Below are 22,670 nucleotides of genomic sequence, written 5' to 3'. Positions count from 1 at the left end.
GGTTCGAGGAAAGACCCCCATGACGACCAATTACACCGCGTTCGACGGCACGGCCCGCGTGGCCACCGGTGCCCTGTCGTTGGTGGCCGAGCGCTGCAAGGCGCTGCTCGACGACCAGCCCCACGCCAGTCCGATCATCTACGACGACAGCACCGGCCGCCCGGTGGACGTGGACTACCGCGGCACCACCCACGATGTCCTCGGCCGCCTGCCGACCACCGACACGGCCCCGGCCCCGGCCAAGCGCGGGCCCGGTCGGCCGAAGCTCGGCGTCGTCGCCCGCGAGGTCACCCTGCTGCCGCGACACTGGGAATGGCTGGCCACCCAGCCCGGCGGTGCGTCCGTCGCCCTGCGCCGGCTGGTCGAACTGGCCAGCCGCGAACGCGCCGACAGCGACCGCGTGCGTGAGGCCAGCGAGGCCGTGGACCGCGTGATGCTGGCGCTGGCCGGCAACCTCAGCGGTTACGAAGAAGCCTCGCGCGCCTTCCATCGCCGCGAGGGCGACCGCTTCGCCACGCTCACCGAAGCCTGGCCGGCCGACGTGCGCGCTTACGTCCGCACGCTGGCCGGGGCGGTGCTGTCAGCGTAAGCCGCGCGCCTTGCGCAGCTTCTTCCACACCTTGTAGCGGCGCTTGAGCATCTTGCGGTGCTTGCGCCGCACCTTGCGTTCCTTGCGGTCGTGGTTCCACAGGTAGATGGCCGGCGTGCTCAGCAGGGTGAGCAGCTGCGACACCAGCAGGCCGCCGACGATGGCGATACCCAGCGGCCGGCGCATCTCCGAACCCACGCCGAAGCCGATGGCCAGCGGCAACGCCGCGCCCATGGCCACCAGGGTGGTCATGGTGATCGGGCGAAAGCGCACCAGCGCGGCCTGGCGGATCGCTTCCACCGGCGACATGCCCTGCTCGCGTTGCGCGGTGAGCGCGAAATCCACCATCAGGATCGCGTTCTTTTTCACGATACCGATCAGCAGCAGGACCGAGATGATCGCCATCAGCGTCACCTGGGTCTGCGTCACCAGCATGGCCAGGAAGGCGCCGGCGCCGGCGGCGGGCAGCGTGGAAAGAATCGTCAGCGGGTGACCCAGGCTCTCGTAGAGGATGCCGAGCACGATGTACACGGCGAGGATGGCGCCGACCAGCAGCACCATGCCGTTGGACTGCGCATCCCGGATGCGCTGGTTCGCGCCGGTGAAGTCCATGCGCACGCCTTCGGGCAGGTTGAGCTTGGCCACGGCCTGCTCCACCAGGGTGTTGCCCTTGTCGGCGGTGATCTTCGGCGCGAGGTTATAGGTGACGTCGGCCGACTCGAGCTGGTTCTGGTGGGTCACCGAACTGGGCGTGGTCACCGGCGCGATATGCGCGATGGACGACAGCGGCACCATCGTGCCGACGTTGTTCCGCACGTAGGTATTGAGCAGCGCACCGGGTGACAGCGACTGCGCGGCCGCGGCCGTGAGCACCACCCAGTACTGGTTGATGTCGGAGTAGATGATCGACACCTGGCGCTGGCCAAATGCGTTGTATAGCGCCGTGTCGACCATGCCCATGCCTATCTGCAGGCGGCTGGCGGCATCGCGGTCCACCTGCAGCATCTGCTGCTTGCCGACGATGTCGAAGTCGCTGCCGACGTCGCGGAATTCCTTCATGCCGCGCATGATCTGCACCAGCTTCAGCGTCCACGGTTCCAGGCTCTGGCCACCGGTGCTGATCAGCTGGAACGAATACTGGCCGCGATTGCTGTTGCCGCCACCACCGCCGAGGAACTGCACGGGATTCATGAACACCTGGGCATCGGAGATCTTGTCGTACTCCTTGCCCATGCGGTCCATGATTTCCTTGATGGACTCGGTGCGCTGGCCCGGGCCGTTGCCCTTGGGTTTCAGGTCGATGAACATCAGGCCCTGGTTGCCCACCGCGCCGCCGTTGTCGCCACCGAGGATGGCGGTGACGTCGGCCACCGTCGGGTCCTTCTGCATGATGTCGGCGATGCGCGTGAGGCGCCGGGTCATCTCGTCGGGCGAAATGTTCGCATCGGCGCTGATCTGCGCCTGCATCATGCCGGTGTCTTCATCGGGCATGAAGTTGCCGCCGGCGGTCTTCACCACCGCCATGGCCAGCAGCACCGTTGCGATGAGGAGGAACAACGGCTGCCAGCGCATGATCCGGCGGTGGCGCATGGCCCAGTCCAGGCCACGCTCGTACGTGCGCAGGAAGCCACGGTCGAACCGCTCCAGCGCCTTTTCCAGGCGGCCCGGCTTGCGGTCGGGCGCGTCGTGCTTGAGGTAGCGCGCGCACAGGGCGGGCGTCAGCGTCAGCGAGACCACGGCCGAGATCAGCACCGCCGCCGCCAGCGTCACCGAGAACTCGCGAAGGAGCTTGGTGATCATGTTGTTGCCGAACAGCAGCGGCGCGAACACGGCAACCAGCGAGATGGTGATCGAGATGACGGTGAAGCCGATCTCTCGCACGCCCTCCAGGGCGGCAGGCATCGGCGCGGTACCGTTCTCCATGTGCCGGACGATGTTCTCGATCACCACGATCGCATCGTCCACGACGAAGCCGATGCATAGCACCAGCGCCATCAGCGACATCGTGTTCAGCGTGTAACCCAGCGTCCACATCACCACGAACGCGCCCGCCAGCGACAGCGGCACGCTCAGCGTCGCGATCAGCGTGGGGCCGAGGCGGCGCAGGAACACCATCATCACCAGGCAGACCATGACGATCGAGATCATCAGGGCCACCTTCACCTCGTGCAACGCGGACTGCGTCGTCTGCGTGAGGTCGAAGATCGGGGTGACCACGGCATCGGCCGGAAGCATCGCGCGGAAACGCGGCAGCGCGGCGCGGATGGCGTCCGCCGTGGCGATGGAGTTGGCTTCCGGCCGCTTGCTGATCTGCATGGTGACCGAGCGTTCGCCCTGGAACCACGCCTTCTGGTAGATGTCCTGCTGGCCGCTGGTGACCTTGGCGATATCGGACAGGCGCACGGGCGTGCCGTTGCGCATGGCGATGAGGATGCGGCCGAAGTCGTCGGCGTCACGCAAGCCGTCGTTGGCGATCACCGTCATCTGCGAACGGCCATCGGAGAGCAGGCCCTGCGGCGAATTCACGTTCGCCGCCTGCAGCGCGTTCGATACGTCGTTGGCGGTGAGGCCCTTGGTGGACAGCGCGTTGGTGTCCAGTTCCACGCGCACCGCGTGCGGCGTGCCACCGAACACCTGCACGCGCGACACGCCGTCGATCTGCGAGACCGTCGGGCGGATCAGCGTGTCGACCACGTCGTAAAGCTTGTCGGCCGGCATCGTCTTCGAGGTGAACGACACCAGCAGCACCGGGATCTGCCCGGTATCGAACTTGAAGTACTGCGGCGGGCTGGGCATGCCGGCCGGGAGATCCGCCACCGAGGCGTTGATGGCGGCCTGCACGTCGCGTGCGGCCGCATCGGTGGAACGGTCCATGGTGAACTGGATGCGGACGAAACCGCCGCCTTCCGTGCTGTTCGAATACATCCGGTCCACGCCGGGGATCTGGCCGAGGTGGCGCTCCAGCGGCGCGATGATGGTGGATGCCATCGTCTGCGCATTGGCGCCGGGCATCTGGGCCTGGATGAACACCGCGGGGACTTCGATCGACGGCAGGGCCGCCACGCCCAGCAGCATGTAGGCGAGGATGCCGGCCAGCGTCAGGCCCGCTGCAAGCAGCGAGGTTCCCCTGGGCCGGTGGATAAACGGAGCAAAAAAATTCACGACACATCCTGTGACAGCGGGAACGCCCCCGCGCCGCGCACTTTATGACGTGCGGGGGGCCTCCGTCGCGTGTGCCGTCCGTCAGCCCCTGCCGAAAGGCAGGGGAAACCTGTTCGGACAGGTATTTCTGTCCGAACCGGCTTTCTGTGCGAACCGATTGGGTCAGTACTTACATAGCGGGCGAGAAACGGACCGTCATGTAATAGGTGCGGCCCAGCTGGTTGTAATACGCCGCCGTCTCATAGCGCTTGTCGGCGATGTTGGCCACGCGGCCCTGCACGCTCCAGGCGCTGTCGATGTGCCACGTGGCGCGCAGGTCGGCCGTGGTGTATCCGCCCAGGCGGGTGCTGTTGGCCGCGTCGTCGTAGCTGTAGCCGGCGGCGTACACCGAGCCACCCAGGGTGAACGCGCCCAGGTCCTTGTCCAGGTCCACGCGGCCGGTGCGACGCGGGCGGCGGGCCAGCAGGTTGTCGTGCTGGTCACCGCTATCGCGGTTCAGCGGCTGCTGCAGGGTCAGGTAGGTACGCACGTGCCAGCCATCCACGTCGGCGCCCAGCTGTCCTTCCAGGCCACGGATGCGTGCTTCGCTGACGTTGATCGGCAGGAAGGACGCGTCGTAGCCGATCAGGTCGTCCACCTTGCTCTGGTAGGCGTTCACCGCCCAGTTCCAGATGCCCGGGCGGCCGCTCAGGCCGATCTCGGCGGTGCGCGAGGTCTCGGGCTTGAGCGACACCGGCGAACCGTACGGGTAGTACTCATCGTTGAACGTCGGCGCGTGGAAGGCGCTGCCGTACGACGCGGTGACCCGCATGCCGTTGTCGAAGCGGAAACCGTACGCGGCCGAGCCGGTGGTGTGGTTGCCGAACTGGGTGTTGTGGTCGTGGCGCGCCGAGAGCTGGATCTCGTGCGGGCCGAACACGCCCTGGTACAGCGCGAACACGCCGGTGTTATCGCGGGTGTCCTTGAGGTAATCCGTCGCGCTGTCCAGCTTCTCCTGCTGGAAATCGACGCCGGCGCTCAGGGTCTGGCCCGGGGCCAGGGTGATGTCGTTCTGCCAGGCGGCCTGGTTGCGCTTGGAATACAGGTAGCCGACGCGCGCCTTGTCCACGCCGTAGTTCACGAAGTCCAGGGTCTTGTTCGCGCCGTTGAGGTAATCGTCGGCACGATCCTGGTTCTGGCCCAGGCTCACCGACATGCGCCAGTCGGCCATGGCGTCGAAGCTGAGCTTGCCGCCGGCCACCTGCTGCGAGCGACGGGTGAGGTTCTGGAAGTCACCGTCGTACTCGATGGTGCCCTTGCTGCGCAGCCAGCTGCCGGTGAGCTCGGTGCCGTTGTCCCAGCGGTAGCCCCCCGAGAGCGCGCCGTTGTAGGTGCGGTAGGCGTCGTGGTCCGGTTCGTCGGTGAAGCAGCCCTTGAAGGCCGTGCCCGCGCCGACGCGGCACGCATTGATGCCGCCGGTGTACTGGCCGCCCAGGCTGGCGTTATACCAGCCGTGCGTGGTGCCGCCGGAAACGCCGACCTGGCCTGCGGTGTAGCCGTGGCTGCCGCCGGTGACCGACACCGTCGGGGTCGGTGCTTCGCCAGCCTGGCCGTGGCGGGTGAAGATCTGGATGACGCCGCCGATGGCGTCCGAGCCGTACAGGGTGGAACGCGGGCCGCGGACGACTTCGATGTGGTCGATCTGCTCCACCGGGATCTGCTCATAGGCCGGGATGCCCGCGCCGACGGTGCCCACGCGCACGCCGTCGATCAGCACCAGGGTGTGGGCGGAGTTGGTGCCGCGCATGAACATGGAGGTCTGCTGGCCGATGCCACCGGCATTGGCCATCACCACGCCCGGCAGGCCGGTGAGCAGGTCCTGCACGCTGACCGGCTGCAGGCGCTCGATGTCCTCGCGGGTGATCACGGTGACCGGGGCGAGCACCTCGTCCAGCGGGGTGGCCGCGCGGTTGGCGGTCACCACCACGGAGGGCAGGTTTTCCGGGGCATCCGCGGCGTGCGCCAGGGCGATGGACGACAGCAGGGCCGTCGCGAGCAGGGTCTTCTTCATCAGGAACATCCTCGTGCCGCCGGTGCGGCAAGTCTTGAAACCGAGGACGGTCGTGGGGGAATGAGACGAACGGCGCGCGGGCGGGAAGCCACGAGGCTGTCCGGATCCGCCCGCCGCGAATCGTCCGAAACAGGGCCACCCCCGCGGCCATGGCTGGCGCAGGGGGTGTTTCGGGCCGGTCTCCGGACTCGCCCTTGCCGCGTTGGCGGATTCTCCCGGCGCCTTCCCACCCCGTTCGGGGCAGTGGCTGAGGCCGGTTAGAACGGGGTGTTCCCCTGGGGCTTACCGTTGCGGGGGCAGTGCCGGCCTTGCCGCTTCAGCGGCGCACCGGCTTCCCGTTTCATCCTTACCGCCATGAAGGCGGGTGGACACCCGAACGGGGGCATTCTAGCGGTGAACTGGCGAGAACGGTGGCAGAGGCTGGACGGGAGGCTGCGTGAGCGGGGGCGGGCAGGCCCCTGGGGCCGCCAGACGCGGACCTGCGGACCGGGCCGTAGCTTCCGTGTCGCAAAAATCGTGGCGTTGGGCGGCCCTCCGCTTATGTCGGCCCCAGGGGCCTGCCCGCCCCCGCGTCGACACCGTGCGAGTGTCCATGGAGAAAGCAAAGCGCCGTAGTGTCTCCCCAGATACGTGTCGCTGTCCCTTGATGGAATTGGTCAGAAAGCACGGCCGTCGCATTACAGATTGGCCGCATCAAACATCAGGCGACCGGCAATCCGGGTCGAGAAGCGCGGCCGTTTGAGGTGTCGAATGAGACCGGCCATACCCGCAACGGCGGTGGAAGCGGGCTGGCTGTAAGGAGTTCGTGTCAACTTAAATGCTTGCCGTAAATGCATATAAGACGACTCGTCCGGCCGGTCTTAAGAGATGAGATGAATCCACTCAATAATTCAACGTGCCCTGGCCCAAAAAGGTAATATCCGCGAAACGAAAAACAGGGGATGAAGGAATGGCAGGGAAAGTTAGCCAGCTGAGCGCGGCTGAACTCAATTCGCTCCAAATTCAGCAGCTCGTATTTCATGTGCTAGAGCCAGGAAATGAAGCGGAGACCGTTCGCTATCTTGACGAGCCGCTCCAACTATCCGTATCGCAGCGATCGTTTTTTCTAGAGCGGTTACAGCAGGCAGCGTCGGGTACACAGTACGTTTTTTCCGGGCGCGTGCAGACGCTTCGAGGTATCTGCTCGGAAATGCTCGAGCACCAACGATCCTTTATCGATGCCTCGAAAGATATTGCCGCGGCCTTCAGTGAGCACCACCGCGGAAGACAAATGGCTCCCGGTGTTGTTGTGATTGCGATCGCCACCGTGGAGGTCGATGGGAGTCATACGCCGCTGGTCTTTATCCTTAAGATGGATCACCAGCGAGCGATGACCTACAACCTCCGAGCTGGAGCGGCAGGCACGGTCGCGAATATGCGTGAGTACGCGGACGCATTAGTACAAGACAAGGCCGCAGTACAAAGACATGCACTTATCGATCTGTCTGACACGTTTGCTTGGGACGTCCTCGCAGCAGAAAGAAATGAGGGTACGACTCCCAATCTGAAGAACTTTTTTAAAGCGTTTCTCGGGGTCGAGCTCAGAGAGGACGCGAGTGTTCTAACAAGGCGAACATTCGACGTATTGAGACAGTGGACTCTGGGGTTGACCGATGACGATAAGCCTCAGGACGAGGACCGTCAGCGATACCACGAGAGGGCCATTCAATACTTCAAGGATCGCGACGCGTTCGATTCGGAGTCCTTTGTCGAAGCGGTCGTGGTTGATCCAGGGAGCCCGGAGCGTAGGCAACGAGTACGCGAGTCGCTATCGAACGCGCTCGGAGAAGCGGGAATTCAGGGGCAGGAGTTCGCCCCGATGCCCGAGTCGATACGAAAAAGCGTGCGAACAACAAGGATCAGTACAGACGAAGGTGTCGAGATCCGGTACGAAGGCGCACAGGAGAACGCCCGAGTGACGATCGAGGATGATCCAGAAGGGAATCCCGGATCCAAAATTATTACAATTCGGACCAACCACATCACCGAGAAGAACGGATAAAGTGCACGCGTTGCTCGAATCCTTGAGATCATTGTTAGCCGCGTCGCAAGATGTAGCGGAGGCGCACGATCACGTCTCGGCCACCGGCACCGAGGTTGAGTACGCTGAACTTGCGTCATTCATGCGCGAGGCGACGTCTGTCAACTTAGATGCGAGCGTGCGCTTAAATGGCGGGACCATCGATATTTCTTTGCCGCTTAATCCGTTGATTGCAGGCGATGTCTGGCGATTGTCACTTAGCAAGAACTTGGTGATCACTGCCTTAGGTTTGCTCGAAGACGAGGTTTCGGTTTTTCTCTTCGTGTCACCTGGTGCACTTGATCGATGGCTACAGTCCATACCGACGATCTCAAACAAGCGCCCGGCGATGCCGCGCCGGCTAACGATCCACGTCGTGGATGGGCTCGCTCAAGTCACTGGTCCAAATATTCGTGTGATCGCATCTTCCAGACAGCCCATCGGATTTGATGTCGAGGATGCGCAACGGTTTCCCTCGACCGAGGACGTCGCGGGCCTTGTTCATTTAACGTCCGGCACACCATCGTTCGCACCGAGCGTCGTCGCGCTGACGCGCGGAGATCTTGATCATCCGCAGGCGGATTCTGTTCGAAAGATCGCAGAGCGAGCAATGTTGCTATGTCTGTCGAGCGAGATTGTCGAGCGTGAGGGAAAGCAGGTCGCTATTCTTCGAGGTGGGCGTCGCTCCGAGCTTCCACTTCTTCCCGACGGGGAGTATGAAGCCCCATCACTACACAACATACTCAATCTTCAAGCGGCCATCTCGTGGCTATTTTCTGATAACAAGGAGACTCGACATTCATTGTTGGTAGACCGAGTTTGCCTTGAACAGCGAGACGGAGAATCCTTGCTTGACGTCGTGAGGAGAGTGATTTCCTTGGCGGTGGTAGATGCAAAGGAAAAATATCGAATCTTCGTTTTGGATAAAAAGGACGCCTCAGCGAAGGAGCTTCGCGACGTTCTAAAGGATGTGCGCGCGCAAGCTGACACGTACTCAGCGAAGGTGAGAGATCTACTCAGTTCGTTTCTGAGGGATGCGATCGCTCTATTGTTGCTTCTGGGTGTCGGGCTGTTCAGTAAGATTGATTCGAATGAGCTCGCCAAGTTGCCGAGTTCTTCTGCCGCGGGATGGCTATTCGTTGTGCTGGGCAGCTACTTCTTAATCTCTGGCGCGAGTCAAATTACCTTTCATTCCATGGATCTCAGGCTCACGCGCCAAGAGCTCTTGCGCTGGTTGGGTGCGAGTCGAAATTACTTAACGCAATCGAAGATCGAGACGGTCGTGCGCGAAGGTATTGTTAGTCGGCGAAAGTTTTTCGTGAAAGCAATGATCGCCCTGGGCATCGTGTATGCGCTCACTGCAACCGCGCTGTTCTGTTGGGAGCCGATTGTTGTTTGGCTGATTGGAGCAGGTCACTAGCTAAGTGCTTGTGTAGCGGCAAACGAGGAGTGTTGCCGCGCTCGTAAAATCTCTAGCCTAAGATGGTGTTATGCGCTGGCGGCGCGCATTCGCTAGCGACGGAATTTAGTCATTAGCTTGAAGCCGAAGGCGAGCCAGTTAGGTAGCGTAGACGCACTTGCCGCCGATCCAGGTTTCGGTCACGAATTGCGCGTCGTCCATCACCACGAAATCCGCGCGGTAGCCGGCGGCGATGTGGCCGTGGGTGGCGCCCAGGCCGAGGAAGGCGGCCGGGTACGTCGCCGCCATGCGCGCGGCCTCGTCGTAAGGCACGCCCACCATGTGCACGGTGTTCCGCACCGCGGTGGCCATGTCCAGCGCCGAGCCGGCCAGGGTGCCGTCGGCGGTCTGGCAGATGCCGTCCTTCGCCGTGATGGTCTCGCCCTTCAGCACGAAATTCGGGTTATCCGAGCCCACCGGCGGCATGGCGTCGGTGACCAGCATCATCCGCTCGCGCGCCTTCGCGGCGATCGCCACGCGCAGCGAGGCCGGGTGCACGTGGTGGCCGTCGACGATCAGGCCGCACCAGCTGGCCTGGTCTTCCAGGGCCGCGCCCACCACGCCCGGCTCGCGGCTGGTGAACGGGGTCATCGCGTTGAACAGGTGGGTGAAGCCACGCACGCCCATGGCCAGGGCATTACGGGTGATCTCGTAGTTGGCGGCCGTATGCCCGGCACAGACGATGACGCCGTTGTCGACCAGTTCCTTCAGCACCTCGTCGGTGACGCGCTCCGGTGCCAGGGTCAGCAAGGTGACGCCACCGTGGCGGCGCGCCACCATCGCGATGTCATCGGCGCCGGCGATGCGGAACTTGGCCGGGTCATGCACGCCCTTGCGCTCGGGGGCGATGAAGGGGCCTTCCAGGTGCACGCCGAGCACGCCCGGCACGCCCTGGGCCACGGCGTCGTTCACCGCGTCGATGGCGCGCGACATCACTTCGGCGTCGTCGCTGATCAGCGTGGGCAGGAAGCCGGTGGTACCGAATTTCGCGTGCGCCTCGCCGATCGCGCGGATCGTCTCCACGGTAGGCGCATCGTTGAACAGCACGCCGCCACCGCCGTTCACCTGGCAATCGATGAAGCCCGGCAGCAGCGTGCGGCCGCCGAGGTCATGCCGCTCCGCGGCGCGCACGCGCGGGTCCGACGGCAGCGCGAGGCCGACGATGGTGTCGTTCTCCACCAGCACGGCAAAGCCGGTCTGGAAGCCGTTGTTGGTCAGCACGCGGCCGTTGACGAAGGCGAGGGTCATGGCGGGTTCCTTCGAGGACATCGGGATCAGACGGTTTCCGTCACCTTGTTGAGGTGCGGCGGAACGTCGGGATTGAAGCCGCGCTTGAGCGCGAGGGCCGCGGTGGCGCGGTAGAAGCTCTGCACGGTGACCAGCACGGCGGCGATCGGCGCGGTGGCGACCAGGGGCAGGACGCCCTCGCCCGTGGCACCCGGCGCGGCAATCCACACCTTGGCGCCGCGCTTGCGGAATTCGGCGGCGACCTCGAGCACGCCCGGCAGCGTGTCATCGTTCTGGGCGAAGAACAGCACCGGGAAATCCGGGCCGACCAGGGCCATCGGGCCGTGCTTCACTTCGGCCGCGCTGAAGGCTTCCGCATGCAGGCCGCAGGTTTCCTTGAACTTCAGTGCCGCTTCCAGCGCGCCGGCAAAGCCGAAGCCGCGGCCGACGACGAACAGGTTGTGCGCATCGACCAGGCCGTCGGTGAGCGCCGACCAGTCGGCCTCCCAGCCCTGGCGCAGCTGCGCCGGCAGCGCGGTAAGCGCATCGCCGATCTCCGCCTTGCCGCTCCAGCGGGCAGCGATATGCAGGATGGCGAACAGCGCGCCGAGGTAGCTCTTGGTCGCGGCGACGCTGGTTTCCGGGCCGGCATGCAGCGGCACGACGACGTCGGCGACCGCGGCCAGCGGCGAATCCACCACGTTGACCAGGGCGACCACGTAGGCGCCGGCGCGCTTGGCGGCCTCGGCGTTGCGGACCAGGTCCGGGCTCTTGCCGGACTGCGAGACGGCGACGTACAGCGCGCCATCGAGGTGCTGCGAGGCGTGGTAGATCGAGGTGACCGACGGCGAGGCCGACGCGGTGACCACGCCGAGCTGGGTCTCGAAGACGTACTTGGCGTACATGGCGGCGTGGTCGGAGCTGCCGCGGGCGCAGGTGATCACCATGCGCGGCGGGTTCGCCTGCAGGCGCTCGGCGAGTGCGCCGATCACGGCCTCGTTATGGGCCAGCTGGCGCTCGACGACCTCGGCGGTCTCGTGCGCTTCGCGGAACATCAGGGTGTCTTGCGGCTGGATGGTCATGGGGGCTTCGGCTCGTCAGTCGCTTTGCAGTTCGGCGACGAAATCGTAGATATCGCCGCGGTACCAGGAATTGGTGAATTCGACGATGCGCCCGTCGTCGAGGAAGCTGCGCCGTTCGATGTTCAGGCCGGCGCTGCCGATCGGCAGGCGCAGCAGGCGCAGCTGGGCGGGGCCCAACACCACGGCGCGCAGGCGTTGCAGCGCGCGGGTGGGCCGGTTGCCGAGCTTGTCGAGGGCCTCGTAAAGCGAATCCTCGACCAGGCCCGGGTCGGGCAGGAGGGACAGCGGCACGGCGCTGCGCTCGATGGCCAGCGGCTCGTCGCCCGCATAGCGCAGCCGGTGCAGGCGGACCACCTGGGTGCCGGGCGACAGGTTCATCGCCATGGCTTCCTCGGGATTCACCTCGCCGATGGCCCGCTCGAAGAACTCCGAACGCGGGTTGAGGCCACGGGCGCGCAGGTCCTCGGTGAAGCTGGTCATCCGCGACAGCGGCTTGACGATGCGCTCGGAGACGAAGGTGCCGGCGCCGTGGCGCTGGGTGAGCAGGCCGTCCTCGACCAGGCCACCGATGGCCTTGCGCACCGTCACCCGGGACAGGGTGAGGGCCCTGGCCAGGTCGCGTTCGCTGGGCAGGGCGTGGCCCACCTGGACCTCACCGTTCTCGATCACGTTACGGATGGCCCGGCGCAGGCGCATGTACGCCAGCGGCAGGCGGGCGGCCGTGTCGTGCTGGAGGCGCTGGTATTCGGCGACGAGGGCGGTTTCCATGAGCGAGAAGATACCAATAGCTAACCACTGCGGCAAGGCCGTCCAATAACGTGCAGACCACCGATCTTCTCAAACGACCGTTTGCACGATCTAAATCAGGCTGAAAACGTTTCCGTTGTGTGATCACGAGGTTACGTGAGGGGGAAGAACATTCGTAGTGGTACGGGGCTGGTACGCCGTGGTATGTCACTGGTACGATCCAGAGGCACCCCTCAGCAAACCCCTCAAGAGGCCCTGTCGTGAGCGCTCCTTCCCATCCGGTCGAACCGTTCGACCTGGTCATCTTCGGCGGCACCGGCGACCTCGCCGTGCGCAAGCTCCTTCCCGCGATGTACCACCGCTTCATCGACGGCCAGATCCTGCCCAAGAGCCGGATCATCGGCGTGGCCCGCGAAGGCCTGGATGACGCCGGTTACCGCGAGCAGGTGCGCGCGGCCGTGGAGAAGGGCGTGGGCCACGTCGCCCCGGCCCAGCTGGACGCGTTCATCAGCATGATCGGTTACCGCTCGCTGGATGCCCGCAAGGCGGATGGCTGGGACGAGTTCGCCGCGCTGATGGCCGAGCACGCCGACCACATCCGCGTGTTCTATCTCTCCACCTCGCCGGAAATCTTCACCGACATCTGCCAGCGCCTGGGCAGCCTGGGCCTCAATGGCGAAGGTTCGCGCGTGGTGCTGGAGAAGCCGATCGGCCGCGACCTGCAGAGCGCCAACGCCATCAACGATGCCGTGGCCCAGGTGTTCACCGAAGCGCAGACCTATCGCATCGACCATTACCTCGGTAAGGAGACGGTGCAGAACCTGCTGGCGCTGCGTTTCGGCAACGCGCTGTTCGAGCCGCTGTGGAATGCCCAGCACATCGATCACGTGCAGATCACCGTGGCCGAAACCGTCGGCGTCGGCCATCGCGCCGGCTACTACGACCGTGCCGGCGCGCTGCGCGACATGGTCCAGAACCACATCCTGCAGCTGTTGTGCATGCTCGCCATGGAGCCGCCGTCGTCGCTGGCGCCGGATGCCGTGCGCGACGAAAAACTCAAGGTGCTGCGTTCGCTGCGTCCGATCAACGGCAGCAACGCGGCCCAGCTCACCGTGCGCGGCCAGTACCGCGCCGGTGCGGCGGAAGGTCAGGGCGTCCCGGGTTACTTCGAGGAACTCGGCAGCGACCAGTCAAAAACCGAAACCTTCGTCGCCCTCAAGGCGGAGATCGGTAACTGGCGCTGGGCCGGCGTGCCGTTTTACCTGCGCACCGGCAAGCGCCTTCCCAACCGGGTCTCGGAGATCGTGGTGACGTTCCGTGCGTTGCCGCATTCGATCTTCGACCCGACCAGCGGCCCGCTGCTGCCCAACCGTCTCACGCTGCGCCTGCAGCCGGACGAGGGCGTGAAGCTGTGGCTGACGATCAAGCATCCGGGTCCGGGCGGCCTGCGCCTTCGCCACGTGCCGCTCGACATGAGCTTCGCGACGGCGTTTGGCGTGCAGCAGCCCGACGCCTACGAGCGGCTCATCCTTGATGTCGTGCGTGGCAACCCGACCCTGTTCATGCGCCGCGATGAAGTGGAAGCGGCGTGGAAGTGGGCCGGCCCCATCCTCGACGCCTGGGAGGCCTCCGGCGACACGCCGAAGCCGTACACCGCAGGTACCTGGGGTCCGAGCGCAGCCGTTGCGCTCATCGAACGCGATGGCCGCACCTGGGCCGAGGACGCCGCATGAACGCAAAACTCATTCGCAACGAATACGCCGACAAGCTCACGCTCGCCGACAAGCTGGCGCGCGATATCGCGTCGAAGCTGGATGCCGCCATCAAGGCGCGCGGCAAGGCGACGCTGGCGGTCTCCGGCGGGGGCACGCCGAAGCAGATGTTCGCCGTGCTGTGCGAGCAGGAAATCGACTGGTCGAAGGTCACCATCACGCTGGTCGACGAGCGCTGGGTCGACACCGACAGCGACCGCTCGAACGCACGCCTGGTCGCCGAGCACCTGCTGCACCACGAGGCGCACACCGCCCGTTTCGTCCCGCTGTTCGACCGCGAGCACAAGGACGATGTCGACGCCGCGCTGGGTGCGGTGGGCAAGCGCATCGATGACCTTGGCCGGCCGCTCGACGTGGTGATCCTGGGCATGGGCCCGGATGGCCACACCGCATCGTTCTTCCCCGGCGGCGACCACCTCGCCGAGGCGCTGGATCCGAACGGCACGAAGGCTGTCGTCTCCATGCGCGCCGGCGGCGCCGGCGAGCCGCGCATCACGCTGACGCTGCCGCGCGTGCTCGATGCCGGCAAGCTGTACCTGCACATCGAAGGCGACGACAAGAAGGCCCTCCTCGCCAAGGCGGAAGCCGGCGAAGACCTTCCGATCCGTGCCGTGCTCGCGCAGGACCGCACCCCCGTCCACGTCTTCTGGGCGCCCTGACGCGCGCCCCGCTCCATTTGGTCAAAGCCCCGGAATCCTTGCCATGACCCTGCATCCCGTCCTCGTCGAGGTCACCCAGCGCATCGCCGAGCGCAGCCATGCTTCGCGCACGGCGTATCTGGCGAAGATCGACGCCGCGCGCGGCAAGGGCGCCAAGCGCCACCACCTGTCGTGCGGCAACCTCGCCCATGGTTTCGCCGCCTCGTGCGAGTCCGACAAGGATGCGCTGCGCAACGGCCACGCCGCCAACATCGCGATCATCACCGCGTACAACGACATGCTTTCCGCGCACCAGCCGTACGAAGGCTACCCGGAGCGCATCCGCAGCACCGCGCGCCGCCTCGGCGCCACCGCCCAGGTGGCGGGCGGCGTGCCGGCGATGTGCGACGGCGTGACCCAGGGCCGCCCGGGCATGGAGCTGTCGCTGTTCTCGCGCGACCTGATCGCGATGGCCACCGCCGTGTCGCTCTCGCACGACATGTACGAAGGCGCGCTGTACCTCGGCATCTGCGACAAGATCGTGCCGGGCATGCTGATCGGCGCCCTTTCCTTCGGCCATCTCGCCAGCGCGTTCGTGCCGTCGGGCCCGATGCCGTCGGGCATTCCCAACGAAGAAAAGTCCAAGGTGCGCCAGGCGTTCGCCGCCGGCAAGGCCACGCGCGCGGAGCTGCTCGAAGCCGAAGCGCGCTCGTACCATGGCGCCGGCACCTGCACGTTCTATGGCACGGCCAACTCCAACCAGATGCTGATGGAGATCATGGGCGTGCACCTGCCGGGCTCGAGCTTCGAGCCGCCGGATACGCCGCTGCGCAACGCGCTGACCGACGCTACCGTGGAGCGCGTGCTCGCCACCGACTGCAACGGCGAGCAGTACATCCCGCTCGGCCGGATCATCGACGAGCGCGCCATCGTCAACGGCGTGGTCGGCCTGCATGCCACGGGTGGCTCCACCAACCACCTGCTGCATCTCGTCGCCATCGCGCGCGCGGCCGGCATCGACCTGCGCTGGGACGATTTCGACGCGCTGTCCTCGGTGGTGCCGCTGCTGGCGCGCGTGTACCCGAACGGCTACGCGGACGTGAACCACTTCCACGACGCCGGCGGCATGGCCTTCCTGATTGACCAGCTGCTCGACGCCGGCCTGCTGCACAACGACGTGCACACCATCATGGGCTACGGCATGGACACGTACCGCAACGTGCCCGCGCTTGGCGACGACGGCGTGCTCGCGTGGCATCCGGTGTCGAAGGAAAGCGGCAACCGTGGTGTGCTGCGTTCCACCGCCGAACCGTTCCGCCAGGACGGTGGCCTGCGCATGCTCAAGGGCAATGTCGGCCGCAGCGTCATCAAGGTCTCGTCCGTGCCGGACGACCGCATGGTGATCGAAGCGCCGGCCATCGTGTTCGATGAACAGGATGACGTGAAGGCCGCTTTCGACCGTGGCGAGCTCAACCGCGACTTCATCGCCGTGGTGCGCTTCCAGGGCCCGCGTGCGCGCGGCATGCCCGAGCTGCACAAGCTCACGCCGACGCTGAGCCTGCTGCAGGATCGCGGGCACCGCGTGGCGCTGGTCACCGACGGCCGCATGTCCGGCGCGTCCGGCCGCGTGCCGGCGGCGATCCACGTCACCCCGGAAGCCGAAGCGGGCGGCCCCATCGCACGCATCCGCACGGGCGACCTGATCCGCCTGGACGCCAACACCGGCGCCCTCGAAGTGCTCGTGGACGCGGACGAGTGGAACAGCCGCGTGCCTGACAACGTGGACCTCGGTGTGCACCACACCGGCATGGGCCGCGAACTTTTTGCCATGTTCCGCCAGTCGTCCGTTGCGGCCGACCTCGGCGCGGGCGTGTTCTAAGCAACGGAGTAACGATGAGCAACGAAGCAAAGCAGGCCAAGGTCGCATCCACCCTGGCCCTGGCACCGGTAGTTCCCGTCGTCATCATCGAGGACGCCGCGAAGGCCGTGGGCATGGCCCGCGCGCTGGTCGCCGGCGGCATTCCGGCGATTGAAGTCACCCTGCGCACGCCCGCCGCGCTCGACGCGGTGCGCGCCATCGCCGCCGAAGTGGAAGGCGCCTTCATCGGCGTGGGCACCGTGCTGACCGCGCGCGACCTCGAGGCCGCGCTGAAGGCCGGTGCGAAGTTCGCCGTCTCGCCGGGCAGCAGCCCGCGCCTGCTCGACGCCGCCGACGATTCCGAACTGCCGTTGCTGCCGGGCGCGGCGACCTCCAGCGAAGCGATGGAGCTGCTCGAGCGTGGCTACCGTTTCCAGAAGTTCTTCCCGGCCGTGGCGGCGGGTGGCGTGAAGCTGATCAGCGCCTGGGCCTCGCCCCTGCCGCAGATCACCTTCTGCCCCACCGGCGGCATCAGCCTGGCCAGCGCGCCGGAGTTCCTCGCGCTGCCCAACGTTGCCTGCGTCGGCGGTTCGTGGCTCACCCCGGCCGACAAGCTCGCCGCCGGCGACTTCGCCGGCATCGAAGCCCTGGCCCGCGAAGCCGCCCAGCTGAAGCGCTAAGCCACGACACAGGCCATGGGCCGGCGGTTCGTGCGATCCTTCCGGGCTTCGTACACCTGATAACCGGTCCCATGGTTTACATTCTTCTCGCGGTTCTCTTCAGCGTTTCGGTGTCCGTCCTGCTGAAGCTCGCCCGCCGCGGCGGTATCGATATCGTCCAGGCCGTCGCCACCAATTACGTGGTGGCGTCGCTTCTCGCGTGGTGGCTGCTCGGCGCGACGCCACAGGCGGCGCTGGCAGCGAAGGCCACGTGGCCGCCGCTCATTGCCCTGGGCATCCTGCTGCCGGCGATCTTCGTGGTGCTGGCGCGTTCCGTGCGCACCGCCGGCATCGTGCGCACCGACGTGGCCCAGCGCCTGTCGCTGTTCGTCTCCCTGTTTGCGGCGTTCGTCGTGCTCGGTGACGTGCTCACCGGACAGAAGGCGCTCGGCATCGGCATCGCGCTGGTGGCGGTGCTCTGCGTGCTCTGGCGCCGGCAGCGCGGTGGCGCGAGCGAAGCGGACGCGTGGTGGGCGCCGCTGCTGGTCTTCGCCGGCTTCGGCGCCATCGATATCTGCTTCAAGCTCGTGGCGAAGGCCGGCGCCTCGTTCGGGGCCGGCCTGCTTGGCGCGTTCCTGATCGCCATGGTGCTGTGCTGGATCGTCGTCGCCGTCCGCGCGGTGTCGCGCACGGCCGCCCTCTCCGCACGCAGCATCGGTTTCGGCGTGCTGCTGGGCGCGTTCAATTTCGCCAACATCCTGTTCTACGTCAGGGGCCACCAGGCCCTGCCGAACGACCCGTCCCTGGTCTTCGCGTCGATGAACGTGGGTGTGGTCGTCCTCGGCACGCTGGTCGGCGCGCTGGGCTTCCGCGAAAAGCTCACGGCGGTGAACTGGCTCGGCATCGCACTGGCCATCGCCGCCATCGCCGTAATGACGTACGCCTAAACCGTGGCGCTGGCGTTGGCGGCGTCTTCCGGCAACGCCGGCAGCGTCTCGTCGACTGTCAGCGGCGCGTCGCTCGCCAACAGCTCCTTCGCCTCGGCGTGATCGGCCACGGCCGGCGGCGAACCGCGCAGCGGCAGGCCGGCCGTTTCCGTGACGAAGAGCATGGTGATGACACCGATCACGGCCGCGCCCATCAGGTAATACGCCGGCACCATCGGGTCGCCGGTGCGCTCCACCAGCCACGCGGTGACCAGCGGCGTCGTGCCCCCAAACAGCGACACCGAGACGTTGAACGCGATGGACAGCGCGCTGTAGCGCACCGGTGTATAGAACAGCGCCGGCAACGTCGCCGGCATCGTGCTGGTGAAGCAGACCAGCGCCACGCCCAGCAGCATCAGGCCGGTGAAGATCCAGGCATCGTTGCCGGTACCGACCAGCCACATGCACGGGATGGCCAGCACGAACATCGCCGTGCACGCGCCGATGATCATGGGGCGGCGGCCAAAGCGATCGCTGAAGTAACCCCCCACGACGTTGAGCGGCATCATCACCAGCATCACGATGAGGATCAGCAGCAGGCCTTTCGCTTCGCTGTAGCCCAGCGTCACCGTGAGGTAGCTCGGCATGTAGGTCAGCAGCATGTAATCGGTGACGTTGAACACGAGCACCAGGCCGATGCATTTCAGCAGCTGAGCGCCGTGCACCGAGACCAGCTCAATAAGACCAATGCGTGGTGAATCGCCGGCCGCTTCCATCGCATCCGCGTGCGCCTTGAAAGCCGGTGTCTCTTCCAGCTTCATGCGCATGTACAGGCCGAACAGGCCGAGCGGCCCGGCGACAAGGAACGGCACGCGCCAGCCCCACGCCAGCATGTCCTCGCTGCCGAGCAGCGTGGTCAGCGCGGTGACCACGCCGGCACCGGCGATATACCCACCCAGCGTGCCGAACTCCAGCCAGCTGCCCATCTGCCCGCGTCGGGCATCGGTGGAATACTCCGCGATAAACGTCGCCGCGCCGCCGTATTCGCCGCCGGTGGAAAAGCCCTGCAGCAGGCGCGCCAGCAGTAGCAACGCCGGGGCCCACAGGCCGATGCGGTCGTAGCTGGGGATCAGGCCGATGGCGAAGGTACCCAGGGCCATCATGATCATGGTCGCGGCCAGCACGCGCTGACGGCCGAATCGGTCGCCGAGCGGCCCGAACACCAGGCCGCCGATCGGACGCACGAGGAACGCGACGGTGAACGTGGCGAACGTCGCAATCACCTGGGCCGTCGGGCTGCTGCCCGGGAAGAACACGTGGCCGAGCGTCACGGCGAGATAGCCGTATACGCCGAAGTCGAACCACTCCATGGCATTGCCGAGGGCTGCGGCGCCGACGGCGCGTTTCAGCATCGAGGCGTCGACGATGGTCAGGTCGTCGGGCTTGAGGTGTTTACGGCGGCGGGTGAACCAGCCGAAATGGGCGTCATGCCCGGCAGTCTCCTGCATCGTGCGTGCTCCTGTGTCTCGCGGAGGTGCAGGCACGACAGAGCGTGGCCGGAAGCAACCGTCCTGGGGATAGGGATGCGCTACGCGGAACGCGCGGGATATCCACCTCAAGGCAAACGCAAGCGGCGCGCGCAGTGGATATCCCGAAAAGATTAACAAATGCGGCGTTAAGCCGATGTCGCCGCGTGGATCAGAGGCGGCGAGGGGCCGTGGAACCGCGCACGACGAGGTCCGGGCTGAAGCCTTCGTTGTCGATGGGCGGTGCGCCGTTGTCACGCTCGAGTTCGGCGATGAGGCGCTGTGCCGCGTGGCGGCCGATCTCCTCGGTGTTCTGTCGCGAGGTGGTCAGCGCGGGCCACGACTGCTTCGAGAACGGGCTGTCTTCGAAGCCGGCGATGGAGAGCTCCCACGGCACGTCGACGCCACCGGAGCGCGCGGCGGCGAGCACGCCCGCGGCGATTTCATCGTTGGAACCGAAGATCGCCGTCGGCGGGTTGCGCAGGCCGAGCAATTTGCGCGCGCCACGGAAGCCATCGTCGAACGAGTAATCGCCTTCGACCACGAGCGCGGGGTCCACGTCGATGCCGTAACCGCGCAGCGCGTCTTCATACCCCTGGTAACGCTCGGGGCTGGAGCGGTGCTCCTTGCCACCCCACAGGAAACCGATGCGATGGTGGCCGAGCTGGATCAGGTGCTCGGTGATCGCATAGGCCGCGTCTCGGTCGTCCACGAACACGCAGGGCCAGCCGTCCTTCGGGTCCTTACGGGCGGAGATGATCCGCACGAACGGCACGTTCTGCTCGGTGAGCAGGGCCAGCAGCTCGGGCTGCTCCGACATCGGCGGGCACAGCACGAGGCCGGCCAGGCGGTTGCGCCGGACCAGGTCACCGAGCTGCTCCGCCAGGCGCGGTGCCGACGAGTCGCACGGATGGATCTGCAGGCCGAAGCCCCGCTCGCGGCACACCGACAGCACGCCGTTCTGCATGGCGATGACGTAGTGGGCGTTGGGGTTGTCATACACCAGGCCCAGCGCGTACGTGCGCGAGCTGCGCAGGCTGCGGGCGGCCTGGTCGGGCTGGTAATCCAGCGCCTCGATGGCGCGCTGCACCTTTTCACGGGTGCGCACGTGCACGGAGGGCTCGTGGTTGATGACGCGCGATACGGTCTTCAGCGAAACGCCGGCCCGCTCAGCGACGTCCTTGATGGTGGGGCTACGCAAATCACGACCCTCGATAGCAAGACGGCCATCCTAGCGGATGGCCGTCACCGAGCGAAGAGAGGTTTCAGTCCTTTGTATGCTGACCGACCTTATGGCCGGCAGCGCCGTAATAAAGGATGTACAGGTAGCACGGCATCATCAGGGCGAGGAACACGAGCTGGAAGTCGTGGCCCTGCTTCAGGTGGGCAAACAGCTGCGGGATGATGGCGCCACCGGCGATACCCATGATCAGCAGGGCCGAGCCAAACTCGGTGAGGCTGCCGAGGCCCTTGATCGCCAGCGGGAAGATCGCCGGCCACATCATGGCGTTGGCAAAGCCCAGTGCCGCCACGAAGGCCACCGAGGTGTAACCGGTGGTGACATAGGTGCCGATGGAGAACAGCACGCCAAGCACGGCTGAGAGCGCCAGGTACTTGTGCTGGGAGATCACCCTGGGGATCAGCACCAGGCCGGCGACATAGCCGATCAGCATGGCGAACAGCGTGTACGAGGTGAAGTGCTTGGTGTCTTCCGGCGTCATGCCGAAGCCCTGGCCGTAGGTGCCGATGGCGTCGCCCGCCATCACTTCCACGCCGACGTACACGAACAGGCAGAGCACGCCGAGCCACAGGTGCGGGAAGCTGAAGATGCTGCCCTTGGCATGGCCGATGGCGCGCTCGGAGTTATCCGTGGACGCGCGGATTTCCGGCAGCGACGAACGCACCACCCAGATCGCCAGCACGACCAGGATGCCGGCCATCGCGAGGTACGGCATGTGCACCTTCGCGGCGAAGGCGTTGAGCAGGGCCTCCTTCTCTTCCGGCGAGGAGGCCGCGGCGATCTGCTTGTCGAAGCCGCCGATGTTGCTCATCACCACCCAGCCGAACACGAAGGGGGCGAGCGCACCGGCGATCTTGTTGCAGATGCCCATGAAGGCGATGCGCTGAGCAGCGCTGTCGATCGGGCCAAGCACCGAGATGTACGGGTTGGAGGCGGTCTGCAGCAGCGAGAGGCCGGCACCGATGATGAACAGGCCGATGAGCGCGCCCGGGTACACGCGCATGGTGACGAACTGGCCGAACGTGGCCGCGCCGATCGCCATGACGAACAGGCCCAGGCCCATGCCCTTCTTCATGCCGGTCTTCTTCAGGATGAAGGAGGCGGGCAGGGCGAGGAAGAAGTACGAGAGATAGAAGGCGCTGGGCACCAGGAAGGCGCCCACGTCATCCAGCGCGAAGGCCAGCTTGACGAAGGTGATCAGGGGGCCGTTGAGCCACGTGACGAAGCCGAAGATGAAAAACAGGATGCCGATGATGATCATCGGCCCGACGCTGGAATGGCGCGTCTCGCCGACAGCGGCCGTGGTGGACGACATGGGTTGTGCTCCCCTTTCTTGGTGTTGATGCCGCGGTTTTGTCCCTTTAATGACTCGTGTGCGCAACGTTGTCAATCGCGCCATCCCGCCCCCGGCCCGGGTCGGGTCGATGTACTGACTATCGATGTCGCAACGCCGCAAGCGCCTGATCGGCCGGGCCAAACGGCCTCCGGACCGCCTGTCGCGCAAAGTCTGCGGAAAATCGCCCCCGGACGAAAACGTTTCCTGTTGCGACGCACGATGGAATGTTCCCTGTCCTAGCCATTTGTCCTGTTGACAACGTTGTCATCGGAAACACAGACTGCGAAAAACAGGGGCGTCACAGGAAATTCATGTGACCGCATCGCAAGGACACAAGGGG

Annotated in this window: 16 protein-coding genes and 1 riboswitch; of the genes, 8 read left to right on the top strand and 8 right to left on the bottom strand. The window is 65.7% G+C overall.

Annotated features, from left to right (window positions below; all coding sequences use genetic code 11):
* The first annotated feature begins 19 nt into the window (after positions 1 to 19).
* The gene (locus FIV34_RS20370) at positions 20 to 589 is read left to right on the top strand and encodes a DUF2239 family protein (RefSeq protein WP_139985339.1); all 570 of its coding nucleotides are present in this window, start codon (positions 20 to 22) and stop codon (positions 587 to 589) included.
* On the opposite strand, the gene FIV34_RS20365 is transcribed toward FIV34_RS20370, so the two are convergent.
* Together FIV34_RS20365 and FIV34_RS20360 are read right to left on the bottom strand one after the other, a co-directional pair.
* Entirely contained in the window at positions 581 to 3,751 is a 3,171-nt protein-coding gene (locus tag FIV34_RS20365) for an efflux RND transporter permease subunit (RefSeq protein ID WP_139985337.1), read from the bottom strand. The genes FIV34_RS20370 and FIV34_RS20365 overlap by 9 nt on opposite strands.
* 169 nt (positions 3,752 to 3,920) lie before the next feature.
* Positions 3,921 to 5,801 (bottom strand): TonB-dependent receptor domain-containing protein, encoded by a 1,881-nt coding sequence (locus FIV34_RS20360; RefSeq protein WP_139985335.1) that lies wholly within the window; start codon positions 5,799 to 5,801, stop codon positions 3,921 to 3,923.
* Positions 5,802 to 5,957: 156 nt separating this feature from the next.
* A riboswitch (cobalamin riboswitch) is annotated at positions 5,958 to 6,192 on the bottom strand.
* Between the two features lie 558 nt (positions 6,193 to 6,750).
* On the opposite strand from FIV34_RS20360, the gene FIV34_RS20355 reads away from it, so the two are divergent.
* Both FIV34_RS20355 and FIV34_RS20350 read left to right on the top strand, forming a co-directional pair.
* Complete coding sequence (locus FIV34_RS20355; RefSeq protein WP_139985333.1) at positions 6,751 to 7,842, top strand: nucleoid-associated protein; 1,092 nt, start codon at positions 6,751 to 6,753, stop codon at positions 7,840 to 7,842.
* Entirely contained in the window at positions 7,769 to 9,280 is a 1,512-nt protein-coding gene (locus tag FIV34_RS20350) for a hypothetical protein (protein ID WP_170207673.1), read from the top strand. Before FIV34_RS20355 ends, FIV34_RS20350 begins: the two co-directional genes overlap by 74 nt.
* Before the next feature lie 138 nt (positions 9,281 to 9,418).
* Here the strand turns inward: FIV34_RS20350 and nagA are convergent, their stop codons facing one another.
* Genes nagA through FIV34_RS20335 form a run of 3 tightly spaced genes read right to left on the bottom strand, consistent with a single transcriptional unit; the run spans position 9,419 to position 12,396 of the window.
* Positions 9,419 to 10,567 (bottom strand): N-acetylglucosamine-6-phosphate deacetylase, encoded by a 1,149-nt coding sequence (nagA, locus tag FIV34_RS20345; protein WP_139985329.1) that lies wholly within the window; start codon positions 10,565 to 10,567, stop codon positions 9,419 to 9,421.
* Between the two features lie 26 nt (positions 10,568 to 10,593).
* A complete protein-coding gene (locus FIV34_RS20340) occupies positions 10,594 to 11,628 on the bottom strand; it encodes an SIS domain-containing protein (protein ID WP_139985327.1) in 1,035 nt (344 codons plus the stop codon).
* 15 nt (positions 11,629 to 11,643) lie between these two features.
* Entirely contained in the window at positions 11,644 to 12,396 is a 753-nt protein-coding gene (locus tag FIV34_RS20335) for a GntR family transcriptional regulator (protein ID WP_139985325.1), read from the bottom strand.
* Positions 12,397 to 12,635: 239 nt separating this feature from the next.
* Between FIV34_RS20335 and zwf the strand changes: the two genes are divergently transcribed.
* From zwf to FIV34_RS20310, 5 genes are all read left to right on the top strand, one after another.
* Positions 12,636 to 14,108, top strand: a complete 1,473-nt coding sequence (gene zwf, locus FIV34_RS20330; RefSeq protein ID WP_139985323.1) for a glucose-6-phosphate dehydrogenase — start codon at positions 12,636 to 12,638, stop codon at positions 14,106 to 14,108.
* On the top strand, positions 14,105 to 14,806 hold the full coding sequence (pgl, locus tag FIV34_RS20325) for a 6-phosphogluconolactonase (RefSeq protein ID WP_139985321.1): 702 nt from the start codon (positions 14,105 to 14,107) through the stop codon (positions 14,804 to 14,806). The genes zwf and pgl overlap by 4 nt, the downstream gene beginning before the upstream one ends.
* Positions 14,807 to 14,849: 43 nt before the next feature.
* Positions 14,850 to 16,664 (top strand): phosphogluconate dehydratase, encoded by a 1,815-nt coding sequence (gene edd / locus FIV34_RS20320; RefSeq protein ID WP_139985319.1) that lies wholly within the window; start codon positions 14,850 to 14,852, stop codon positions 16,662 to 16,664.
* A 14-nt stretch (positions 16,665 to 16,678) separates the two neighbouring features.
* Positions 16,679 to 17,323, top strand: a complete 645-nt coding sequence (gene eda, locus FIV34_RS20315) for a bifunctional 4-hydroxy-2-oxoglutarate aldolase/2-dehydro-3-deoxy-phosphogluconate aldolase (protein WP_139985317.1) — start codon at positions 16,679 to 16,681, stop codon at positions 17,321 to 17,323.
* A gap of 71 nt (positions 17,324 to 17,394) precedes the next feature.
* A complete protein-coding gene (locus FIV34_RS20310; protein ID WP_139985315.1) occupies positions 17,395 to 18,249 on the top strand; it encodes a DMT family transporter in 855 nt (284 codons plus the stop codon).
* On the opposite strand, the gene proP is transcribed toward FIV34_RS20310, so the two are convergent.
* The 3 genes from proP to FIV34_RS20295 form a co-directional block, all read right to left on the bottom strand.
* Positions 18,246 to 19,736: a glycine betaine/L-proline transporter ProP gene (proP, locus tag FIV34_RS20305; protein WP_139985313.1), complete on the bottom strand. Its 1,491-nt coding sequence runs from the start codon at positions 19,734 to 19,736 to the stop codon at positions 18,246 to 18,248. The genes FIV34_RS20310 and proP overlap by 4 nt on opposite strands.
* A gap of 190 nt (positions 19,737 to 19,926) precedes the next feature.
* On the bottom strand, positions 19,927 to 20,955 hold the full coding sequence (locus FIV34_RS20300) for a LacI family DNA-binding transcriptional regulator (RefSeq protein WP_139985311.1): 1,029 nt from the start codon (positions 20,953 to 20,955) through the stop codon (positions 19,927 to 19,929).
* A gap of 64 nt (positions 20,956 to 21,019) precedes the next feature.
* Positions 21,020 to 22,309, bottom strand: coding sequence for a sugar MFS transporter (locus tag FIV34_RS20295; protein ID WP_139985309.1), 1,290 nt, complete (start codon positions 22,307 to 22,309; stop codon positions 21,020 to 21,022).
* Positions 22,310 to 22,670: the final 361 nt, after the last annotated feature.

It is taken from the genome of Luteibacter pinisoli (genome assembly GCF_006385595.1).
Taxonomy (GTDB): Bacteria; Pseudomonadota; Gammaproteobacteria; order Xanthomonadales; family Rhodanobacteraceae; genus Luteibacter; species Luteibacter pinisoli.
This window is presented reverse-complemented; position numbering and strand designations above follow the sequence as displayed.

Excerpts from the sequence above, each read along its gene's own strand:
- FIV34_RS20370 (WP_139985339.1), top strand. The coding sequence starts at position 20 with ATGACGACCAATTACACCGCGTTCGACGGCACGGCCCGCGTGGCCACC.
- FIV34_RS20360 (WP_139985335.1), bottom strand. The coding sequence starts at position 5,801 with ATGAAGAAGACCCTGCTCGCGACGGCCCTGCTGTCGTCCATCGCCCTG.
- FIV34_RS20355 (WP_139985333.1), top strand. The coding sequence starts at position 6,751 with ATGGCAGGGAAAGTTAGCCAGCTGAGCGCGGCTGAACTCAATTCGCTC.
- FIV34_RS20350 (WP_170207673.1), top strand. The coding sequence starts at position 7,769 with ATGATCCAGAAGGGAATCCCGGATCCAAAATTATTACAATTCGGACCA.
- nagA (WP_139985329.1), bottom strand. The coding sequence starts at position 10,567 with ATGACCCTCGCCTTCGTCAACGGCCGCGTGCTGACCAACAACGGCTTC.
- FIV34_RS20340 (WP_139985327.1), bottom strand. The coding sequence starts at position 11,628 with ATGACCATCCAGCCGCAAGACACCCTGATGTTCCGCGAAGCGCACGAG.
- FIV34_RS20335 (WP_139985325.1), bottom strand. The coding sequence starts at position 12,396 with ATGGAAACCGCCCTCGTCGCCGAATACCAGCGCCTCCAGCACGACACG.
- pgl (WP_139985321.1), top strand. The coding sequence starts at position 14,105 with ATGAACGCAAAACTCATTCGCAACGAATACGCCGACAAGCTCACGCTC.
- edd (WP_139985319.1), top strand. The coding sequence starts at position 14,850 with ATGACCCTGCATCCCGTCCTCGTCGAGGTCACCCAGCGCATCGCCGAG.
- eda (WP_139985317.1), top strand. The coding sequence starts at position 16,679 with ATGAGCAACGAAGCAAAGCAGGCCAAGGTCGCATCCACCCTGGCCCTG.
- FIV34_RS20310 (WP_139985315.1), top strand. The coding sequence starts at position 17,395 with ATGGTTTACATTCTTCTCGCGGTTCTCTTCAGCGTTTCGGTGTCCGTC.
- proP (WP_139985313.1), bottom strand. The coding sequence starts at position 19,736 with ATGCAGGAGACTGCCGGGCATGACGCCCATTTCGGCTGGTTCACCCGC.
- FIV34_RS20295 (WP_139985309.1), bottom strand. The coding sequence starts at position 22,309 with ATGTCGTCCACCACGGCCGCTGTCGGCGAGACGCGCCATTCCAGCGTC.